General features: G+C 42.2%; 17 protein-coding genes, 1 pseudogene and 1 riboswitch. Of the genes and pseudogenes, 8 read left to right on the top strand and 10 right to left on the bottom strand.

Translation table 11 applies throughout. From position 1 onward, the window contains the following. From CWB78_RS11065 to dapA, 5 genes are all read right to left on the bottom strand, one after another. Positions 1-1,032 (bottom strand): phospholipase A, encoded by a 1,032-nt coding sequence (locus CWB78_RS11065; RefSeq protein ID WP_010392030.1) that lies wholly within the window; start codon positions 1,030-1,032, stop codon positions 1-3. Positions 1,033-1,216: 184 nt separating this feature from the next. Continuing rightward, a complete protein-coding gene (locus CWB78_RS11070) occupies positions 1,217-2,338 on the bottom strand; it encodes a succinylglutamate desuccinylase/aspartoacylase family protein (RefSeq protein ID WP_138595584.1) in 1,122 nt (373 codons plus the stop codon). A 5-nt stretch (positions 2,339-2,343) separates the two neighbouring features. Next, positions 2,344-3,549, bottom strand: a complete 1,206-nt coding sequence (locus CWB78_RS11075) for a PLP-dependent decarboxylase (protein WP_138595586.1) — start codon at positions 3,547-3,549, stop codon at positions 2,344-2,346. Continuing rightward, a complete protein-coding gene (locus CWB78_RS11080) occupies positions 3,549-4,289 on the bottom strand; it encodes a 2,3,4,5-tetrahydropyridine-2,6-dicarboxylate N-succinyltransferase (protein WP_109875684.1) in 741 nt (246 codons plus the stop codon). The genes CWB78_RS11075 and CWB78_RS11080 overlap by 1 nt, the downstream gene beginning before the upstream one ends. A 15-nt stretch (positions 4,290-4,304) precedes the next feature. Next, entirely contained in the window at positions 4,305-5,189 is an 885-nt protein-coding gene (gene dapA / locus CWB78_RS11085; protein ID WP_138595588.1) for a 4-hydroxy-tetrahydrodipicolinate synthase, read from the bottom strand. Positions 5,190-5,316: 127 nt separating this feature from the next. Next, positions 5,317-5,496: riboswitch (Lysine riboswitch) on the bottom strand. 187 nt (positions 5,497-5,683) lie between these two features. Here dapA and CWB78_RS11090 point away from each other — a divergent pair. The 6 genes from CWB78_RS11090 to CWB78_RS11115 all read left to right on the top strand — a co-directional run bounded on the left by CWB78_RS11090 (position 5,684) and on the right by CWB78_RS11115 (position 14,116). Next, entirely contained in the window at positions 5,684-6,382 is a 699-nt protein-coding gene (locus CWB78_RS11090; protein WP_138595590.1) for a DNA-3-methyladenine glycosylase I, read from the top strand. 8 nt (positions 6,383-6,390) lie between these two features. Beyond that, positions 6,391-7,800, top strand: coding sequence for a protein adenylyltransferase SelO (locus CWB78_RS11095; protein ID WP_138595592.1), 1,410 nt, complete (start codon positions 6,391-6,393; stop codon positions 7,798-7,800). Positions 7,801-8,122: 322 nt separating this feature from the next. Next, entirely contained in the window at positions 8,123-9,187 is a 1,065-nt protein-coding gene (locus CWB78_RS11100) for an OmpA family protein (RefSeq protein ID WP_010392045.1), read from the top strand. A gap of 253 nt (positions 9,188-9,440) precedes the next feature. Beyond that, entirely contained in the window at positions 9,441-12,038 is a 2,598-nt protein-coding gene (acnB, locus tag CWB78_RS11105; RefSeq protein ID WP_138595624.1) for a bifunctional aconitate hydratase 2/2-methylisocitrate dehydratase, read from the top strand. Positions 12,039-12,237: 199 nt separating this feature from the next. After that, positions 12,238-12,870 carry a 2OG-Fe dioxygenase family protein gene (locus CWB78_RS11110; RefSeq protein ID WP_008108423.1) on the top strand — a complete coding sequence of 211 codons (633 nt, stop codon included), beginning with the start codon at positions 12,238-12,240 and terminating at the stop codon, positions 12,868-12,870. 10 nt (positions 12,871-12,880) lie between these two features. Next, on the top strand, positions 12,881-14,116 hold the full coding sequence (locus CWB78_RS11115) for a cysteine desulfurase-like protein (RefSeq protein ID WP_138595594.1): 1,236 nt from the start codon (positions 12,881-12,883) through the stop codon (positions 14,114-14,116). A gap of 71 nt (positions 14,117-14,187) precedes the next feature. On the opposite strand, the gene CWB78_RS11120 is transcribed toward CWB78_RS11115, so the two are convergent. Further along, positions 14,188-14,892 carry a 2OG-Fe(II) oxygenase gene (locus tag CWB78_RS11120; RefSeq protein WP_055012470.1) on the bottom strand — a complete coding sequence of 235 codons (705 nt, stop codon included), beginning with the start codon at positions 14,890-14,892 and terminating at the stop codon, positions 14,188-14,190. A gap of 30 nt (positions 14,893-14,922) precedes the next feature. Between CWB78_RS11120 and CWB78_RS11125 the strand changes: the two genes are divergently transcribed. Further along, on the top strand, positions 14,923-15,321 hold the full coding sequence (locus CWB78_RS11125; protein ID WP_010392057.1) for an acyl-CoA thioesterase: 399 nt from the start codon (positions 14,923-14,925) through the stop codon (positions 15,319-15,321). Between the two features lie 11 nt (positions 15,322-15,332). Here CWB78_RS11125 and CWB78_RS19070 read toward each other — a convergent pair whose 3' ends face one another. After that, positions 15,333-15,461, bottom strand: coding sequence for a hypothetical protein (locus CWB78_RS19070; RefSeq protein ID WP_258306477.1), 129 nt, complete (start codon positions 15,459-15,461; stop codon positions 15,333-15,335). Positions 15,462-15,686: 225 nt separating this feature from the next. Beyond that, on the bottom strand, positions 15,687-16,439 hold the full coding sequence (locus CWB78_RS11135) for a 3-oxoacyl-ACP reductase family protein (RefSeq protein ID WP_138595596.1): 753 nt from the start codon (positions 16,437-16,439) through the stop codon (positions 15,687-15,689). 124 nt (positions 16,440-16,563) lie between these two features. Here CWB78_RS11135 and CWB78_RS11140 point away from each other — a divergent pair, with 124 nt between their 5' ends. Then, positions 16,564-17,487, top strand: a complete 924-nt coding sequence (locus CWB78_RS11140) for a LysR family transcriptional regulator (protein WP_138595626.1) — start codon at positions 16,564-16,566, stop codon at positions 17,485-17,487. A 123-nt stretch (positions 17,488-17,610) separates the two neighbouring features. On the opposite strand, the pseudogene CWB78_RS11145 reads toward CWB78_RS11140, so the two are convergent. Then, positions 17,611-17,782, bottom strand: a pseudogene (locus tag CWB78_RS11145) (glycerol kinase); the annotation flags it as partial. A gap of 39 nt (positions 17,783-17,821) precedes the next feature. Further along, positions 17,822-19,324, bottom strand: a complete 1,503-nt coding sequence (gene glpD / locus CWB78_RS11150; RefSeq protein ID WP_138595598.1) for a glycerol-3-phosphate dehydrogenase — start codon at positions 19,322-19,324, stop codon at positions 17,822-17,824. Between the last annotated feature and the right edge of the window lie 5 nt (positions 19,325-19,329).

Genomic DNA, 19,329 nt, shown 5'->3' on the forward strand with positions numbered 1-19,329 from the left:
TTACAGTAAGTCAGTCAGTAATATACCGACACCAAAGCGTTCAATATCGGCGTTATAGTCTATTAAACTCTCACCATAGCCATTAAAGTACTGCGCATAGCCGCGTACTCTTCCCCATAGAGGGAATGACCAATCAAGCTGAATTGCCCCGCGGTTATCTGAATTTAAATTATTACGAGTCATAAAACTAAATTCATGATCGTGAAAGCGATACGCGCCACCAAATTCAAAGTAACCCATGTATTTATAGATATCAGGGTTATCGTCACCTCGTGCATCTAACGGCGCAGGCTTTTCATTCTCAGGAATGCGGTACCAAGGCTTAAAGCTGAATACAAAGCCGTCATTTTCCCAAATGAAATCGGCATAAATACGGTTCCAAGAACGCGAGTTTGGCTGACTACGGCCATTAGATTGGTGTGAAATACCAATGGCTATTGCCATTTCATCGCCCCATAAAACGTTTTCAGGGTCTAAGTAATTAATCCAGAAAATTTCTGGCTCGTAATTAGTTTCTCGAAAGGGAGAAGAAATATCGTCGTTGTATACTTGCCAGTATGACTGCAGAGTAAAGCCAAAAAATATAGCTTGGTCTGAGTCGGCAAACTCATCATACAAAGGTACTTTAATTGATAACTGATATTTAGCTTCTAGGTTATCGAGAGGGTCGCCATCTTTTTTATCGGTTAATTCTGCAAGTCCATCAAACGGGCGAGTGTTTGGGTTCGACATATAAGAAACCGGTAAAATATAATTACGTTTATGCGGCGTAATTACATTACGGTTTTTTTTGCCAACCGCTTCACGGGCTTGGCGTTTATCGATAGCTGTTAGCTGCTTGCTTTCTTCAACTGCAGAGCATTTTTCGCGCAATTGATCGAGGGTTTGCTTACCGTCTCCACCTATCACTTCATTTAATATACATTGTTTAACCAGATCAAGTTCATTGTTTTGCTCGTTTTTTGCTGTTTCTTCAGCAATAACAGCAGTACTTAGTAATGTTGAGAGTAGTATCCAGTGGCGCCAACTCATTATAATTCCTTTGTAAGTGAGGGAAGTAACAGATTTGTGGTGATTATAACGCATTTTTAACACGTATACGGTGAACTTGTCCTGAACTTTAATAAAGCAAAAAGAAAAGCGACCTAAGTCGCTTTTACTGGATAACTAGCTAATAGCTCGCTAGTTAGACTCTCACGCAATGAGAAGGGGTGAGCTAGAGCTCAAAAACGTTTGTAAAAAACTTATAAAGTTCAGTGCCTTGGTTCACACTAGCTGAGGCAAAATGCAATATCGCAATCGCATCAAGATCAAAGCTTAATGTTTGCAGTGGTTGTTCGCTTAGGTAGCGTTCCATTCGCAGTATTTTAGCTATAGGTTCGCCCGCTTTAATGTGCCCACCAAGGGGGGCTAAGTATTCAACCATGCCACCCATAGGTGCATAGTAAGCAATATAATCATTTAGTTGGCAGCCATACCTTGTCATCACTTTTGGCTTGTAGGGCGCATCAACAAATACTTGCTTATGATTTAAATAACTTAAAATACTTTGAGCATCATCAAACGCAGCGCTTAAATCTATTTTTTCTTGGCTTCCCAGCTCTACCGTAAAGGCTTCAACTTGTACGTTAAAATTTCGGCCTTGCTGAGCAAGTTGCTCGCTAAGTTGCCACCATGGACAAAAGCTCGCTTCATCCATTGCGCCATCAAAGTCATTAGGGATCACTAGCACATGGGGAATATTAAAGTAACTGGCACTTTCTGAGGCATATTCAGGACAATATAAGTGCTGACTAGAAATAGGGCCAGTGTGTAAATCTAAAACAATATCAGCTTGATGCGCTAGTCTTTGTAAGTTTAGCGCTATGCGTTTACCCGTTGTTAAACGATAGTCTGGGCCATTAAGTTGCTGCTCAACATCATTAATTAACGCGGTTTTAAACGCTGTTTTTAGAGCTGTATCGTCAGCGTCGTAGTATTGCTTTGCAAACTGTGATGCAAGCTGATTATTACAGTGATACATACGATTCCAATTAGTCCCCGTAATAGGGTCGAATCGGCCAAGCGTAAATTCGCCCGATTTTTGATTACAGCCAATGGGGTTAGCGTAGGGAACTAAGGTAATATCACCTTTTAAATTAAGGTTTTTTAGCTGTTCAAGTAGCTGATAAATAACCGCGTTACCTTGTACTTCGGCGCCATGCATATTAGCTTGTATATACACACTTGGGCCTGTGCCATCGCCCTTTAAACGATAGACAGGAATGGTCAGTGGTAGGCCATTTGCCACTTCACCAACTACAATATTTTCCTGGCTTATAGCTGTGGTGTTATTCATTTTTATTACCTCAAGTAGTGGCTTGCATCTTCTGCTTGGCGAATACAGTTGATTTCGCCATGGTGTATAACATATTCACCGGCCAGTTCATGGCACAAAAAGTACGGCATACTTTCGGTAAAACCATAAGCACCGCATTGACTAAACACCAGCCAGTCATGTTCATTTAAATCGCCCGGCAATTGGTGCTCCCCTAAGCAATCCAGCGCGGTACATAATGGCCCATATAGGCTCATTGCTTGGTTTACTGCGTTTGAATCTCGTAATAAACGCGCAGGGAAATCTTGACTGGTGACCGCAGGGCGCAATAAGTGATTAATACCGCCGCTCATAATTACCTGCTGTTGGCCGTAGTTTAATTTGCGCTCAACCACCGGTGTGGCGTAGTGGCCGCATTCGCCTACAGCATAGCGACCTAGTTCCATCCACAGCTCTTTAACACCCGCATCGCGTTTAATCTTTGCAAGGGCTGCTATTAATGCATCCCAGCTTAAAGTCGGGTCATTAAGGGTGTAAGGAATACCTAAACCGCCACCTAAATCTAAAATATTCAGGTTTATATTTAAGTTATTAGCAAGGACTGTAAGTGGTGTAATCATTTGCGACCACAGATCTGCAAGTTTGTCGCTGCTGAGCATGTTACCCCACTGAAAAATATGTACGCCATCAAAGCTCAATGCTGTGTAGTCTTTAGTATTTAGCGATTGCCATTCATCGCACCCTAAGCCAAATGGAGTAAGGCTATCACCACCAAGTGGGTTTTTATCACCCTCGGGCCAGCGTAATTGAACACGCAGTAATACTTGCAACTGGCACTGCTGGGCATTGGCTTGTTCGTTTAACCAACGCACCTGATTAAGACTTTCTGCCACAAAGGTACGTACGCCACGTGCAATAAAATGTTTAATTTGTTTTGGGCTTTTAGCAGGGCCCGTGTTGAGCACGCGCTCGCTGTTAATTCCTTGGGCAAGTACTTGCTCAAGTTCGCCTTTACTTGCAACATCAAAGTTAAAACCAGCGTTATCTAAACTTTGTATCACTTTAGATAGGGGATTGGCTTTAACCGCATACCAAAGCTTTACTTCGGTTTGCGCCACTAAGTGCGCAAGGTGCGCATCTAGTGAGTCGAGGTCGTAGACAAAAAATGGAGTATCGAGTTTACTCGAAAGCTCATCAATAGCGCTTTTAACGGGCGTGCTCAAAAAGGTCATTAACGTAAAACCTCTTCAAGTAATAATGACGCGTCACTTTGCTCGTCCCGGTATTTAACAATTAAGGCACACGACATACTTAGGCCTTGAGCACGCGCCCAGTCGTTTGACGCAGGGCGAGAGCCTGGGATCACAATCGCGTATTCAGGGATTGCTTCGCCTTTATCAAGCTGACGCTCATTAACGCAGTCATAAACAGGGATGGTTGCAGATAAGCGAACACCAGGGGCAAGTACCGCGCCTTTTTTAACTACCACGCCTTCAACAATCACACAGCCTGCACCAATGAATGCATCGTCTTCTATGACCACAGGGCTTGCGCCAATGGGCTCAAGTACCCCGCCTAATTGTACCGCGGCGCTCAAATGAACATTTTTACCCACTTGCGCACATGAGCCAACCAATGCGTGGCTATCTACCATAGTCCCCTCGTCAATAAAGGCGCCAATATTTACGTAAGCAGGTGGCATAATAATAGTGCCTTTGGCAACATGTGCACCACGGCGCACACTTGAACCACCTGGTACCATGCGAACGCCTGCTGTGGCTTCAAAGCATTGCGGCGCTAGATTATGTTTATCTACAAAGCCACCAGGAAACTCCATGTTAGTGCCGTTTTTAAATGCCTCTAAAATGCCTTGCTTTACTTCCACGTTAGCGTGCCATTGGCCGTTTTCGTCTTGTGTTGCTGCGCGAACTGCGCCCGTTTCTAAATTATTTAATAGTTCTAACCAGCTCATTATAAAAACCTGTATTTAATGCCAAGATAAAATGGTGTTGTTTGCCGATGAAATGTCATCTGTGTGTGTCAGCTCAAGGTGTGTTAAAGGTGGACGTAAATGCGGACTGCTAATACGCCCTTGTAAATGCATTAACACTTTGACTGGGATAGGGTTTGCTACTGAAAATAAGCTATTGATAGCGCTAGACCACTGGACAAAAAGATTAGGGTGTTGGCCGCTTAAACTGCGCTTTACAAACTCATGGGTTTGCACTGGCCATGCATTGGCTGCAACCGACACTAAACCTTTTGCACCTGCTTGGGCAAAATAAGGCATGAGGGCATCGTCACCACTAAAAATGGCTAGTTCAGGTGCTGCTTGTCGATAGGCTTCAAATTGAGAAATACAGCCACTGGCTTCTTTGAGTGCCCATAAATTTTTATGTTGTTTGAGGTTTTCAATGGTTGTAATGGGAATGCTAACCGCACTACGTCCTGGTACGTTATAAAGCATACAAGGATGAGAACTGGCATTGAGCAGGCTTTCAAACCAATGCGTTTGCCCCACTGCACCGGGTTTGGCGTACAAAGGCGAGCCAAGTAAAAAACCATGTATAGGCAGTTGGTTGCAGTAGTTAACCCATTCAAGCTGCTGCTTTAAGTTACTACCACCGACTGCGACCATAAGCGGGACGCTCGGCTGTAATTGGCAAACATGCTCTACGATGGCTTGCTGCTCTTTTAGGGTCAGGGCTAACCCTTCGCCAGTGCTACCAAGTAATAAAATGCCGTTATTAGCGGCTTCTTGTTCGGCCACCAAGGTGTCTAAGGTTGCGTAATCAACTAGGCCATTTTGATCAAATGGGGTGATCAGCGCAGTCCATAAATGGAAATTGTTAATATTGAAGTTGTTGATCATCTCTCACGAACTTATAGGGCATTCGTCGAGTTATTGGCGGGTATTTAGTGTGCCTGACTCTTTGAATGTATTTATAATTCGAAGAGCGAATGGGCTTAAATAATAGGGCGCACGGCCTTATTATACTAAGACCAGAAGCTCTCCACCAAATATGTTATTGGTGACAGTCGCTAGGATTCAACCTAGTCGCCCGAAGTAACCTTTCACAAAAAAGTGTTACCTCTCGGCGTTAATTCCCCTCACGTATGCTCAATGGAGTTTGCGCTCCTAACATACGCTACCTGAATAACGCACCTCTTCCAGCCCTTTGCACTTGCTATTGAAAAATCAATTAGCAAATACAATGTAATAGGGTAAGTGTGGCGATTAAACCACTTTAGCCGTCTAGGTGTCAAGTGACTAAATACAGAATAGTTCATCGATAATAGCAACGGTTACGTATTGGCTGCTTTTCTCGTAAACTAGTTTCATGGTCGAAGTAAGGTATTAAGCAGATGGAAAAATTTAGCGATATTTATAAGCGTGCAGTGGAGCGAAAGGGCTCTGAAAAAATGCTTAAATTGTTACTCGAAAAACCTTTATCAACAAAGCAACTCGTCACATTAAGTGATGATGATTGGCTAGAAGAATTTACTCGGAAAGTTTTTCAAAGTGGTTTTTATTGGTCGGTGATCAACAGTAAGTGGGCCGGATTTAGAGAGGTTTTCTGGGATTTCAGTGTTGAAAAATTATTGATGATGCCACCAGACATGTTAGAACAAAAAGCCAGTGACGAACGGATTGTGCGCAATTATAAAAAAGTAAAAACCATTACTGATAATGCGTATATGATCCACGAAGTTGCAGAGCAACACGGCAGCTTTAGTCAGTTTATTGCTAACTGGCCAAGTGAGGATATTATTGGCTTGTGGGCATATTTAAAAAAGCATGGTGCAAGGCTTGGTGGTAATACCGGCCCTTATGCACTGCGCGCCTTAGGAAAAGATACTTTTTTACTTTCAAGAGATGTAGAAAGCTATTTGCGTGCACATAAAATTATAGATGGTGGATTGCAAACTAAAAAGTCACTAAATGCGGCGCAGGCATTCTTTAATGAACTGCAGCAGCAAAGCGGCTTAAGCATGCAAGAGCTAAGCTTAATTGTCGCTTATGGTGTAGGCGACAATCGCGTAGGTATCAGCCAAAAACAATAGGATTAAACATGAAATTAGTGCCAAGGTATACCGACATTGGTGAGGGGTTTGCAATTAGCGATCATCCAGCCAAGGTGACAGCGCCACGGTTATTGTTATGGAATGAGCCCTTAGCCGAACAATTTAATATACAAGTGAATGCAGATTCTCGAGCAAATATATTCAGTGGAAATGAACCTCAAGCAGTTTCTGCAGTTGCATTAGGGTATTCGGGTCATCAGTTTGGTCATTTTTCTCCACGCTTAGGAGACGGTCGAGCGCATTTACTTGGCGCGATCAGTGATGATAAAAACCAGCTTTGGGATTTGCAATTAAAAGGCGCTGGCGCTACGCCATTCTCGCGTGGTGGAGATGGGCGTTGTGCATTAGGACCTGCTATTCGTGAGTACGTAATGAGCGAAGCAATGCATGCGCTTGGCATTCCTACTACGCGTTGTTTAGCCGTGGTTGGTAGTGGTGAAACTGTTTATCGTAACCCGCCGCAACCTGGCGCTATTGTAACGCGACTCGCGAGTAGTCATATTCGAGTTGGCTCGTTTCAATATTTAGCTACCCAAGGCGATTTGACCAGTCTAAAAAACTTAGCCGATTTAGCCATTCAAAGACATTACCCTGAAATTAACAGCACTGGCGCCCAGCGATACTTGGATTTTCTAGCCGCAGTGATAACCAATCAAGTTAACTTAGTCGTAAGTTGGATGAGGGTGGGGTTTATTCATGGGGTAATGAATACCGACAACACCTTAATTAGTGGTGAAACCATAGATTACGGTCCATGTGCTATGATGAACCAGTTTGATTTTGATACCGTGTTTAGCTCTATTGATAAGCAAGGGCGTTACGCATTTGGTAATCAGCCAAACATGGCGAGTTGGAACTGTGCTCGCTTAGCAGAGAGTCTAATGGCACTAATAAGTGACGACGATGAGCAAGCCGTAGCAATGCTGACACCTATCATTGCAGACTTTTCGACCCAATTTAATCAGCAATTTAGCGCTATGTGGGCACAAAAGTTAGGGCTAACAATAGCTGATGATAAAGATAATGAGCTGGTGGGGGAGTTACTAGGGCTATTAAAAGAACACCAGCTTGATTATACCAATACTTTTAATGCACTCACTGAGTCGTTAAATGGGCAAGCTGAAATACCATCAGCACTTACCTCTTGGGCACTGCAATGGCAAACACGAACTAATGAGCACAGCTATCAAGTGATGCGACAAGCTAATCCGAGCGTGATTCCCCGTAATCATATTATTGAAGATATTATTACTCAGTACACTACGCATGGGGATAGTGAGCTACTCAGTCGTTTTAGCAAAGTGATGTCGAGCCCTTACACAAGCCATTTGCAGGCCACTGAATTTCAAATGCCGCCCGAAGATGATAAGAATTATCGTACTTTTTGCGGTACTTAAGTATGGTTTATTGCATTTTAAAATGAATATAAAAGGTCATTTTTTACCCCTGCGATGTTCATTCATAGAGCAAACTATGAACGAATGATACCATAACATCCATAAAGGCTAGTGATCGTATGGGGTTTAAAGCGATTGTTTGCTTTTTGAGCTAGTCTTTGTTCAGTAACATTTTTTATGGGCTAGTTTTATTATCCTAAGATATTGAAAAAATATATTTGCGTTAAGTATTGATTAACAAAGGCTCAGTTACTGTATAGGTAAGTTAGAAGAGCTAGCAATGCTTAGCTACATTTTTAGTTGTTAAAATGGGAAGAAAACAATGAAATTAAAATCACTTACAATTGCCATAGCGTTAGCTGCAACTAGCGCATCTACTTTTGCTGCCGAACAAGAAGGTTTTTACATTGGTGCATTTGGTGACTACTACGATGCTTCTTGGAAAAACATGCGTGAGCAGGCTGGCCTTGACGTTAATGAGTCAACAGGTTGGGGTGCTGAATTAGGTTACCGCTTTAATGATTACTGGAGCGCACGTTTAGAATACGCAGACCTAGACTTTAATGCACATGACAAAGTACTTAACAACCGCAACGATATTGACGGCGAACGTTACGGTATCGATGCGCTTTACCACTTTGGCGGCGGCCCTTTTTACGGTTTATTCGGTCTGAAAGACATTGATGTTGTTGATGACAACACGTTTGTAAATGCAGGTGTAGGTTACCGACACTTTGTTACAGACAACTTCTTTGTAAATGCTGAAACCAGTGTTTACCAAGGTTTAGACAAAGGCTACACAGATGTTGGCGCAAAATTAGGTATTAACTACTTTTTCGGCCAAAAATCAGCGCCAGTAGCACCAGTTGAGCCTGCACCACAACCAGAGCCAGAAATTGTTCCAGTGCCGGTAACACTTGCTGATACTGATAAAGATAGCATTCCTGATGTAGATGACAAATGTGCTAACACACCGATGACAGATGCGGTTGATAGTGATGGTTGTACACTTTATGAAGATACTGAAGTAACAGTAAGCTTGTTAGTAACATTCCCTAACAATGACTCGTCAGTTTCACAGCAGTACTTAAATGATATTGACGAAGTAGCGTCTTTCTTAAAAGAGTACCCAGATACAACTGTACTTCTTGAAGGTCATACGTCTGCAGTAGGTAAAGCGTCTTACAATAAATGGTTATCTAAAAAACGTGCTGATGCAGTAGCTAAAAAGCTAATTGCTGATGGTATTGCAGAAGATCGCATTACAACAGCTGGCTTAGGCGAAGAACGCCTTAAAAATGAAGCGAATACGGCACAAGCACACGCTGAAAACCGTCGTGTTGAAGCACACGTAAAATCTATTAAACGTGTAAAAGTACTACGTTAATAGTTTCTAATTAAGTAAAAACCCAGCTTATGCTGGGTTTTTTTATGGCTGTTAATAAGTATTCATGAAAGTTGATTTTATGAAATTCACTATTCATATTATTAATAATCGATATAACTAGTTGCCCAAGTGGATGGATTTTAATCTATGTATAAAAGCTTTATAATCGAGCGTTAGAATACTATAAGTATTGGGTTATAGTGTGTTTTGTAAACACTACCGAATACTTTCACGTCACCAAGAGGGCAATACTGTGCTACAAGAATATCGTAAACACGTAGAAGAACGTGCCGCGTTAGGTATCGTACCAGCGCCATTAGATGCTCAGCAGACGGCTGATCTTATTGAGCTAATTAAAACTCCACCGGCAGGTGAAGAAGAATTCGTCCTAGAACTACTAATCAATCGTGTACCGCCGGGTGTTGATGATGCAGCCTACATTAAAGCTGGTTTTTTAGCGGCTGTTGCAAAAGGTGAAGCCGTTTCTCCACTTCTTTCTAAAGAAAAAGCAGCTGAATTGCTAGGTACTATGCTTGGTGGCTACAATATCGCGCCTATGGTTGACCTACTTGATGACGAAGCGTTAGCGCCAATCGTAGTTAAGGGCCTTGCAAACACATTATTAATGTTTGATGCGTTTTACGATGTAGAAGAAAAAGCAAAAGCAGGTAATACATACGCCAAACAAATCATTGAGTCTTGGGCTGCCGCAGAATGGTTTACTAATAAGCCAGCTGTTGCTGAAAAGATCTCGGTTACTGTATTTAAAGTCACTGGTGAGACAAACACTGATGACTTATCACCCGCTCCAGATGCATGGTCACGTCCTGATATTCCACTTCACGCACTAGCGATGCTTAAAACAGAACGTGATGGCATTAACCCTGATAAAAACGGTGAAGTAGGTCCAGTCACTCAACTTGAAGAATTAAAAACTAAAGGCTTACCACTTGCTTACGTAGGTGATGTTGTTGGTACGGGATCTTCACGTAAATCTGCTACTAACTCCGTGCTTTGGTTTATGGGTGCTGATATCCCATTTGTACCAAATAAGCGCGTAGGTGGTGTCTGTTTAGGCAACAAGATTGCGCCTATCTTTTTCAATACAATGGAAGACTCGGGTGCATTACCAATCGAATTAAATGTTGATGAATTCAACATGGGTGACCAAATCGACATTTACCCTTATGAAGGGGTTGTTAAACGTCACGGTACTGATGACGTGATCTCTACGTTCACACTTAAATCAGAGGTCATTCTTGATGAGGTTCGTGCTGGTGGTCGTATTCCACTGATCATTGGTCGTGGCCTTACAGACAAAGCACGTACATCACTAGGTTTAGGTGCAACTGACGTATTTAAAGTACCCACGGTCACTGAAGTGTCAGATAAAGGCTTTACGCTTGCGCAAAAAATGGTGGGTAAAGCATGTAATGTTGCCGGTATTCGCCCAGGCCAATACTGTGAACCAAAAATGACCACGGTTGGCTCGCAAGATACCACCGGTCCTATGACACGTGATGAGCTTAAAGACTTAGCCTGTTTAGGTTTCTCTGCAGATTTAACCATGCAGTCTTTCTGTCATACATCGGCTTACCCTAAACCAATTGACGTAAATACGCATCATACACTTCCTGATTTCATCATGAACCGTGGTGGTGTATCGCTTCGTCCTGGTGATGGTGTAATTCACTCATGGTTGAACCGTATGTTATTACCAGACACCGTAGGTACCGGTGGTGACTCACATACTCGTTTCCCATTAGGTATTTCATTCCCTGCGGGTTCAGGTGCGGTCGCATTTGCAGCAGCAACAGGTGTTATGCCACTTGATATGCCTGAATCGATTTTGGTTCGTTTTAAAGGTGAAATGCAGCCTGGTATCACGTTGCGTGACCTCGTTCATGCCATCCCTTACTACGGTATTAAAGAAGGCCTATTAACAGTTGAGAAGAAAGGTAAAATCAACGAGTTCTCTGGTCGTATACTAGAAATTGAAGGAGTTGAGCACTTAACTGTTGAGCAAGCATTTGAACTATCAGATGCATCAGCAGAGCGTTCAGCTGCAGGTTGTACCGTTAAGCTTTCTAAAGAGTCGATCAGCGAATACCTTGAGTCTAACATTGTTATGCTTAAGTGGATGATTTCTGAAGGCTACGGTGATGTACGTACAATCGAACGTCGTATTACAGCAATGCAAGAATGGCTAGCTAACCCAGAACTAATGGAAGCGGATAAAGATGCTGAGTACAAGCACGTACTTGAAATCGACTTAGCTGATATTAAAGAGCCAGTACTTTGTGCGCCAAATGACCCTGATGATGCGCGTTTACTATCTGACGTGACAGGCGAGAAAATTGATGAGGTATTCATCGGTTCTTGTATGACTAACATTGGTCACTTCCGTGCCGCAGGGAAATTACTTGATGGCTTTACTGGTCGTATTCCAACACAGCTTTGGGTTGCACCGCCAACTAAGATGGACAAAGACCAGCTTACGGACGAAGGTTACTACGGTATCTTTGGTCGTGTTGGAGCACGTATTGAAACGCCTGGGTGTTCACTGTGTATGGGTAACCAAGCACGTGTTGCAGATAAAGCAACGGTTGTGTCTACCTCAACACGTAATTTCCCTAACCGTTTAGGTACAGGCGCAAACGTGTTCTTAGCTTCAGCAGAGCTGGCGGCAGTAGCGGCAATTTTAGGTAAATTACCTACTCCGGCTGAGTACCAAGAATATGCAGCGAAAATCAATGCAACGGCAGCAGATACCTATCGTTACTTGAACTTCCACCGTATGCCTCAATACACTAAAAAAGCAGACAACGTAATTATTCAGCAAGCTGTATAATTAATAGAGTTTGAATGAAAAGCCCGCTTCGGCGGGTTTTTTGTCGTTTGAATTTAATTTGGATTATTCATGCTTTAATAATCTTATATTGAATTAAATTTAAGTATTATTTACTTTTTAGTTGAATAATAAAGCAAAAAATCCTCGCTATATGCATTAAAATCCCTGCCAATATTATCATTATTATAAGCAGGATTTTATGACCGCATTAAACAACCAGAATTTACTGCAACTTCGTTTTATTAACCAAGCCAACATTGATTTGGTTAAGCCTTCTTTTGATAACTTACCTGCAAACCCATATGCAGATGGTGCGTTTCGCAAACGCCGTTATTCAGTAGTTAAACTACAAAATGGTGAGCTCAATCTTCAAGCGACTAAAGCGTTTGTGCAAGACGATTCAATTAATACCTTTCAAGGTAATGTTGAACGTACTTACGAAAATTTAGAGCAAAGCTTGCTTGAGTCTGAGGGTATGAAAAGTATTGTTAGCGAATTTTGTGCGATTACCGGTATTGATGCAGAGCGTGATATTGAAATTCACCAATTTAGAATGCTTGCCATTGATAGCGATACGCCTGCGGCTCCTGAAGGTGTGCATCAAGATGGGTTTGACCATGTATGTGTATGTGGTGTTTCTCATGAAAATTTAGAAGGTGGTGAGCTATTGGTTTATGAAAACCAACAAGCTGAACCGTGTTTTAAAATGGAAATAAAAGACGGCATGTTTGCACTAATTAATGACCGTCAGGTATGGCATAACGCCACGCCAATGAACAAAATTGATGCTAACAAACCAGGTTACCTGGATTGTTTTGTACTAACTGCTTAAGAGAAATAAAATGAATTTAATGCAATTGCGCGCGCAATTTCCCGCTTTAATGCAAACGGTTGATGGCAAGTCACCGGTATTCTTAGATGGGCCAGGTGGCTCACAAGTGCCCCAGCCGGTACTCAGTGCCATGACCGCTTATTTAGGGCATTACAATTCAAACTTGGGCGGTGCGTTTTTCTCAAGTGACAAAACGGTTGAGCTGATGGCTAATGCGCGTCAAGCGGCGGCTGATTTATTAAATGCGCCGAGTGCACAAAATATTGTGTTTGGTCCCAACATGACCAGCCTAACATTTAGCTTTAGTCGCGCGATTTCACGCGACTGGCAAGCTGGCGATGAAATTATTGTGACCAATGCAGATCATTTTTCAAATGTATCGTCTTGGCAGCAAGCCGCTGAAGATAAAGGCGCAGTGGTTAACACTGCGCTAATTAACGAAGCCGATTGCAGTTTAGATATGGCGTATTTTGAAAGCTTATTAAACGCTAACACTAAATTAGTTGCGGTTACGTATGCATCAAATACCACAGGCTCTATTAACGATATTAAACGTATTATAGAGCTTGCTCACAATGTCGGTGCATTGGTATATGTTGATGCTGTGCATTATGCCCCTCATGAACTAATCGATGTGCAAGCGTTAGATTGTGACTTTTTAGCGTGTTCTGCATATAAGTTTTTTGGTCCGCACTTAGGCATGGTTTATGGCAAAACAGATCACTTAGAAGGGTTTACACCTTATAAAGTAGAACCAGCAAAAGATGTTGCTCCAGGCCGCTGGGAAACCGGCACACAAAGTTTTGAAGCACTAGCGGGCTTTATTGCAGCGGTTGATTACATTGCGGCAATTAGCGAACTTGATGACAGTCACTCACGCCGAGAAAAACTGCGTGTTGCGTTTGAAAAAACGAAACAACACGAGATGGCGCTTAGTGAATACTTTTTAACACGCCTGGTTAATTACCCGCGTATTAAATTGTTTGGTATTGATGACTTAGAACGCTTAAGTGAGCGTACCCCTACGTTTGCACTGACCTTTGAAGGGTTAGAGCCTCGCCAAGTGTCTGAATTTTTAGGCAAACAACATGTATGTGTATGGGATGGACATTTTTACGCCCAAGGTTTATGCAAACAACTTGGTGTGCTTGATAAGGGCGGCGTAGTACGCATTGGTTGCATGCACTACAACACTCTAGAAGAAATAGACACGCTATTTAATTTGTTTGATGAGCTACTAGGTTAATCCCTTATTTATTCAATACTTTTTAAAGCCATAAGTAAAAATTACTTATGGCTTTTTTATTGGCTGATTACCTAGCTTTGTGGCGTTCCATATATTTGCTCTGCTCGATTGAACAAAACCCATGAGGTTAAAATATACTTATCATTTGATACTGGCTTATTGCCTCTATGTGTATGCGTGAAATATCCTGGAGCAACCACCATGCTGCCTTTTTTAGGGGCTATTTTACGATTTTGATAATAAAACTCGGTTTCTCCGCCTTCTTCAACATCATTTAAATAAAACATAAATAACAATACCCGATGCAGGGCTTCATTATGTTGTAACTGCGGATACACCTCACTATGCCAATACGGGTAGCCCCCTTTATTGACCTCATATTTTTGTGCTTGAATATTACCGAGCCTAAAAATTTGCTGCACCAATAAAGGAAGTTGTGGTTTACCTACTTCGTCATAATTGGCATGAGTCAAATCTACCGGCTGACCTGTTTTTGGGTGATACACTTTTAAGCCAAATGCCCCAATCATCATAAAAATATGTTCTTCAATGTATTTAAAAACAAACTGTGCAGTGGTTTGTTGAATATGTTTTAATTGTTCTGCGTACTCAGGATGATTGTTTAAGTGCAGGTCGTGGCTATCTTTTTTATTAAGATCAACGCCACCCGATGTCATCCCTTGTTTAATATGCGGGCTTTGAGAAAAGGTAGTGATAAAGTTATCGCAAAAGTCACTGCTGAGTGCGTTGTCATACACGCGGATAAAGTCCGTCATGAGTTACCTGTTTAATTATTATGGATTATTATGTTTACTGAAAAAGTGATGCCGCGCTTTAGCGAAACGGATGCACTCGGACACATCAACAATACCGTACTCCCTGTTTGGTTTGAAGCCGCCCGAGTACCTATTTTTAAATTTTTTACCCCTGATCTTAATCCTCACAACTGGAAGTTAATTATTGCTAAGGTTGAAGTGTCGTTTGTCGGCGAGTTATTTTATGCCCATGAAGTGACAATTAACTCCAGCATAGAGCAGATTGGTAATAGCTCATTTGTGATCCGCCAAGAAGCCTGGCAGCAAGATAAGTGCTGTGCTATTGGTAAAACGGTCATGGTACGTTATGACTTCGCCAGCAAAACAAAGCAAATGCTTTCGGCTGATGAAAAAGCTGCATTAACACAGCACCTTGTTGCAACGAGTTAATCGCAGTTTAGCTATGACTTAGTTAAATATTGCCCTAAGGCAATGACTTGTTTTTCAGTAAAGCGTAGTCCGAGCTTAGTTCTGCGCCACAATATATCTGCGTTAGTTCTTAACCATTCATGGTTAACTAAGTGTGCCATAGCTGCGCGCTATACGTTTTAAGGTGTCGATTGGTAGCCTCTTTTTTGTGGGCTCAGTATTTAATATTGGATTTTTATGTTGTGACAGCTAATTGCTATTTGTAGGTATGCTAAAAAGGTTGGCCTTGAAATAGGCCAACCATAGTACTTCTCTTTACTGACCATGTATCGATGATTGCTGAAGTTAGATTGATAAATCACGAGCTACTCGACCGCATATCTTGATTAAGCGGAAAATCCACCGTCGATCATCAAGTCAGCGCCAGTGATATAACCCGCTTCTGAGCTAGCAACGAATGCAACTAAGCTAGCAATCTCCTCAACTTGACCATAACGACCAAGTGCACCTATTGCTTTTACAGGCTCCGAAGTATCGCCATTGTCTGGGTTTAAGTCAGTATCCACTGGACCAGGAAGAATGTTATTAACTGTAATGCCTCTAGAGCCTAGATCGCGAGAGAGACCTTTAACCAATCCGGTTAGTGCAGACTTACTCATTCCATATATAGAACCGCCAGCAAAAGGAATGCGCTGAGCGTTCGTACTACTGATATTGATTATTCTGCCGTTATTATTCATATGCTTCGCGGCTTCATGAATAGCCACAAACACACTTCTTACATTGGTATTAATGGTCTTGTCCCAATCATCCATTGTCAATTTTTCAATACTGTCCCAGATCAGCGTACCTGAGTTATTTACGACAATATCAATTTGACCAAGTTGTTCTATGGTTTCGCTGATTGCATTTCTGATATCTTCAGGCTTAGTGCTATCCGCCTTTATTGCGATGACTTTTTTGCTACCTTGTGAAGTTAAGTTCTCAGCAAGCGCTTTAGCTTTTTCGTGAGATGACACAAATGTAAAAGCAACAGACGCTCCCTCCAATGCCAACCTCTCAACAATGGCGGCACCAATACCGCGACTGCCACCTTGGATAAAAGCAACCTTCCCACTGAATCTATTGAAGTTATTCATTATGTTTACCTTAATTAAAATTAGTTGATGTGAATAATCTCGTTGATGTATGCAGAATAATCGATTCACATTGGTTTATTAAGTCTTTAAAATGATAAACACAAAGTCCTGTGGGGAATTAATGATGTTAAAAAGCCAATTTATAGAAGTTCGTCACTTTGTCACCGTTGCGCAGTTGGGGAGTTTTACCCTTGCGGCTCAAGCGCTTGGAATGACCGGTTCAGCTTTAAGTAAAAGCGTTGCTCGACTAGAAAAACAGCTAGGCACCAAACTCCTTCATCGAACAACTCGACGTATCGCGTTAACCAATGATGGGGATTCCTATTTAGCCGACTGCCTTAAAGCGATGACCATTTTAGAGGAAGCAGAGAAGCGCTTAAGCAATCAACAGTTATTGCCATCAGGGCGTGTGCGTATTGATTTACCCGCAGTTCTCGGTAGAAGAGCAATCCTACCCAAGTTGCTAGAATTAACGTCCAAGTTCGAGCAATTAGATCTATCTATTACCTTTAATGACCGTCCTACGGATTTAGTTAGTGATGGGATTGATCTTGCGATTCGAGTTGGTCACTTAGAAAACTCGGGCGATATTGTTGCACGTAAAATAGGGGAGCAAAAAAGGGTGATATGTGCCTCTCCCTCTTATTTAGCAACGCGAGCACCGATTACCAAAAAAGAAGATATTGCTCAACATGATTGCATCGTCGGTTGGCCTATAGGACAAAGGCATAGTTGGCTGCTGAAAAATGCTAAAGGGGCAACCGAATCTGTTGATATTTCAGCACGTCATGAGATAGCCGACTGTGAAGGTATTTTGCAATCGACTTTATCTGGTGCAGGTTTAGCTCAACTACCAGTATGGTTAGTGAAGCAATACCTTGATGATGGGCAATTATGCCCTGTATTAGAGAAATTCAATGGCGAAGGAGCACCCATCAGTATTGTTTGGCTAAAAACACCTTACATTCTGCCTAAAATAAGAGTCATCATAGATGAGATTATTACTTTAGCTAGCCGTCATCCAGATGTTTTTGAGGCTTCTTTGTAATTTTGATTAATCGAAGTACGACATTGCAGGTACTTTTAGTATTATTGTGTGCGCCCATAAGTATTCTTGTGTTTACTTGCTCACTCTTGTCGTCAGTGCTATTGAAAAGTCTAACTTGTTCAATGCAATACAATGTAGCCATTTTGCGTATAAATCGTTGCGCTCTTCACTGCTTATACTTGGTTCAAAGCGACGAACGCTTGGCAAGCTGCGCAGTTGATTCATACACCTCAGTTTGTAATCCTGCTAAGTAAGTCACCCCCAGTGAGGTGGTTTCGGTTAAAGTAAGGCGCTCACTCATCACAGCACCTTGTTGCAACGAGTTAATCGCAGTTTAGTTGTGGCAAGCAGGATGTTTAGTTAAATATTGCCCCAGGGCAATGACTTGTTTTTCAGTAAAGCGCAGTCCGAGCTTAGTTCTGCGCCACAATATATCTGCGCTGCTTTTTGCCCATTCATGGTTTACTAAGTAATCAACTTCTTTTGCATATAAGCCATGGCCAAAGTGATAACCTAAATCGCCGATTGCTTGGCTGTTCCCCAGTAACTGATAACTAAGTGTGCCATAGCTGCGAGCCATACGTTTTAAGGTGTCGATTGGCAGCCAAGGATAGCTGCTTTCTAACTGTGCGATAAGGTGTGCTTGGTTACTAAAGTCGCCACCTGGTAAAGGGGTGTCTTTCGTCCACGAGCCACTCATTTTTGGGTAAAAGGGCGCTAATTTATTAACGGCATTTTCTGCAAGCTTTCTATAGGTGGTAATTTTGCCACCAAACACGCTTAATAATGGGGCGTGATCAGCTTCATTATTTAATATCAATTTGTAATCGCGGGTGACCGCTTGGGCATCTGTTGATTTGTCATCTAACAGCGGGCGCACGCCACTAAACGTGTGCACAATATCCGCTTCGCTTATTGGCTTTTTAAAGTAATGATTAGTAATACTGATCAGGTATTCGATTTCTTGCTCACTAATTTTTACATCAGCAATATCGCCGGAATACTCTTCATCAGTGGTGCCAATTAGTGAGTAATCTTGCTCATAAGGAATCACAAATACAATACGGTTATCCTCGTTTTGTAAAATATAGGCAACCGGCTGGCTGTGGATCCGAGGCACCACAATGTGACTGCCTTTTACAAGACGAACAGTATGTGGTGTGGGCTGGGTAAATACATCTTCAAATAATGATGCTACCCAAGGGCCTGCAGCATTTACAACACTTTTAGCCTTAATGTTTAGGTGTTGTTTGCTGGCTTGCTGCTCTAAACTCACATCCCAATAGTCTGCGTTACGGATGGCTTTAATACAGCGCGTGCGTGTTGCAATGGTGGCACCAAAATTATGCGCTGCTTGTGCGTTTAAAATCACTAAACGTGCGTCATCAACCCAGCCGTCTGCGTATTCAAAGCCTTGGGTAATGCTGCTGTTAAGAACGCTATCGCTGTTAAACTCAATCGCCTTTGAAGCGGGTAAAGTATTACGCTTGGCTAGGTGGTCGTAAATAAATAACCCAACACGAATCATCCATGGCGAACGCAAATGTGCTTCGTGCGGCAGTCGAAAAGACAGTGGCCACATAATATGCGGTGCTTTTTTTAACAGTACTTCACGCTCACGCAAGGCCTCTCTTACCAATCTAAATTGATAGTTCTCTAAATAGCGAAGCCCGCCATGAATAAGTTTGCTGCTATTAGAAGAGGTAGCAGAGGCTAAATCGTTCTGCTCACATAAGAGTACTTTTAAGCCACGACCACTAGCATCGGCTGCAATGCCAGCGCCATTAATACCGCCGCCAATAATGAGTAAGTCATATTCGTTGTCGTGTATGCTCATAGATT

It is taken from the genome of Pseudoalteromonas sp. S1612, from assembly GCF_005887175.1.
Classification (GTDB): Bacteria; Pseudomonadota; Gammaproteobacteria; order Enterobacterales; family Alteromonadaceae; genus Pseudoalteromonas; species Pseudoalteromonas undina.

Excerpts from the sequence above, each read along its gene's own strand:
- CWB78_RS11110 (WP_008108423.1), top strand. The coding sequence starts at position 12,238 with ATGACCGCATTAAACAACCAGAATTTACTGCAACTTCGTTTTATTAAC.
- CWB78_RS11135 (WP_138595596.1), bottom strand. The coding sequence starts at position 16,439 with ATGAATAACTTCAATAGATTCAGTGGGAAGGTTGCTTTTATCCAAGGT.
- CWB78_RS11065 (WP_010392030.1), bottom strand. The coding sequence starts at position 1,032 with ATGAGTTGGCGCCACTGGATACTACTCTCAACATTACTAAGTACTGCT.
- dapA (WP_138595588.1), bottom strand. The coding sequence starts at position 5,189 with ATGATCAACAACTTCAATATTAACAATTTCCATTTATGGACTGCGCTG.
- CWB78_RS11125 (WP_010392057.1), top strand. The coding sequence starts at position 14,923 with ATGTTTACTGAAAAAGTGATGCCGCGCTTTAGCGAAACGGATGCACTC.
- CWB78_RS11140 (WP_138595626.1), top strand. The coding sequence starts at position 16,564 with ATGTTAAAAAGCCAATTTATAGAAGTTCGTCACTTTGTCACCGTTGCG.
- CWB78_RS11075 (WP_138595586.1), bottom strand. The coding sequence starts at position 3,549 with ATGACCTTTTTGAGCACGCCCGTTAAAAGCGCTATTGATGAGCTTTCG.
- CWB78_RS11080 (WP_109875684.1), bottom strand. The coding sequence starts at position 4,289 with ATGAGCTGGTTAGAACTATTAAATAATTTAGAAACGGGCGCAGTTCGC.
- CWB78_RS11090 (WP_138595590.1), top strand. The coding sequence starts at position 5,684 with ATGGAAAAATTTAGCGATATTTATAAGCGTGCAGTGGAGCGAAAGGGC.
- CWB78_RS11115 (WP_138595594.1), top strand. The coding sequence starts at position 12,881 with ATGAATTTAATGCAATTGCGCGCGCAATTTCCCGCTTTAATGCAAACG.
- CWB78_RS11100 (WP_010392045.1), top strand. The coding sequence starts at position 8,123 with ATGAAATTAAAATCACTTACAATTGCCATAGCGTTAGCTGCAACTAGC.
- CWB78_RS11070 (WP_138595584.1), bottom strand. The coding sequence starts at position 2,338 with ATGAATAACACCACAGCTATAAGCCAGGAAAATATTGTAGTTGGTGAA.
- CWB78_RS11095 (WP_138595592.1), top strand. The coding sequence starts at position 6,391 with ATGAAATTAGTGCCAAGGTATACCGACATTGGTGAGGGGTTTGCAATT.
- glpD (WP_138595598.1), bottom strand. The coding sequence starts at position 19,324 with ATGAGCATACACGACAACGAATATGACTTACTCATTATTGGCGGCGGT.
- CWB78_RS11120 (WP_055012470.1), bottom strand. The coding sequence starts at position 14,892 with ATGACGGACTTTATCCGCGTGTATGACAACGCACTCAGCAGTGACTTT.
- CWB78_RS19070 (WP_258306477.1), bottom strand. The coding sequence starts at position 15,461 with ATGGCACACTTAGTTAACCATGAATGGTTAAGAACTAACGCAGATATA.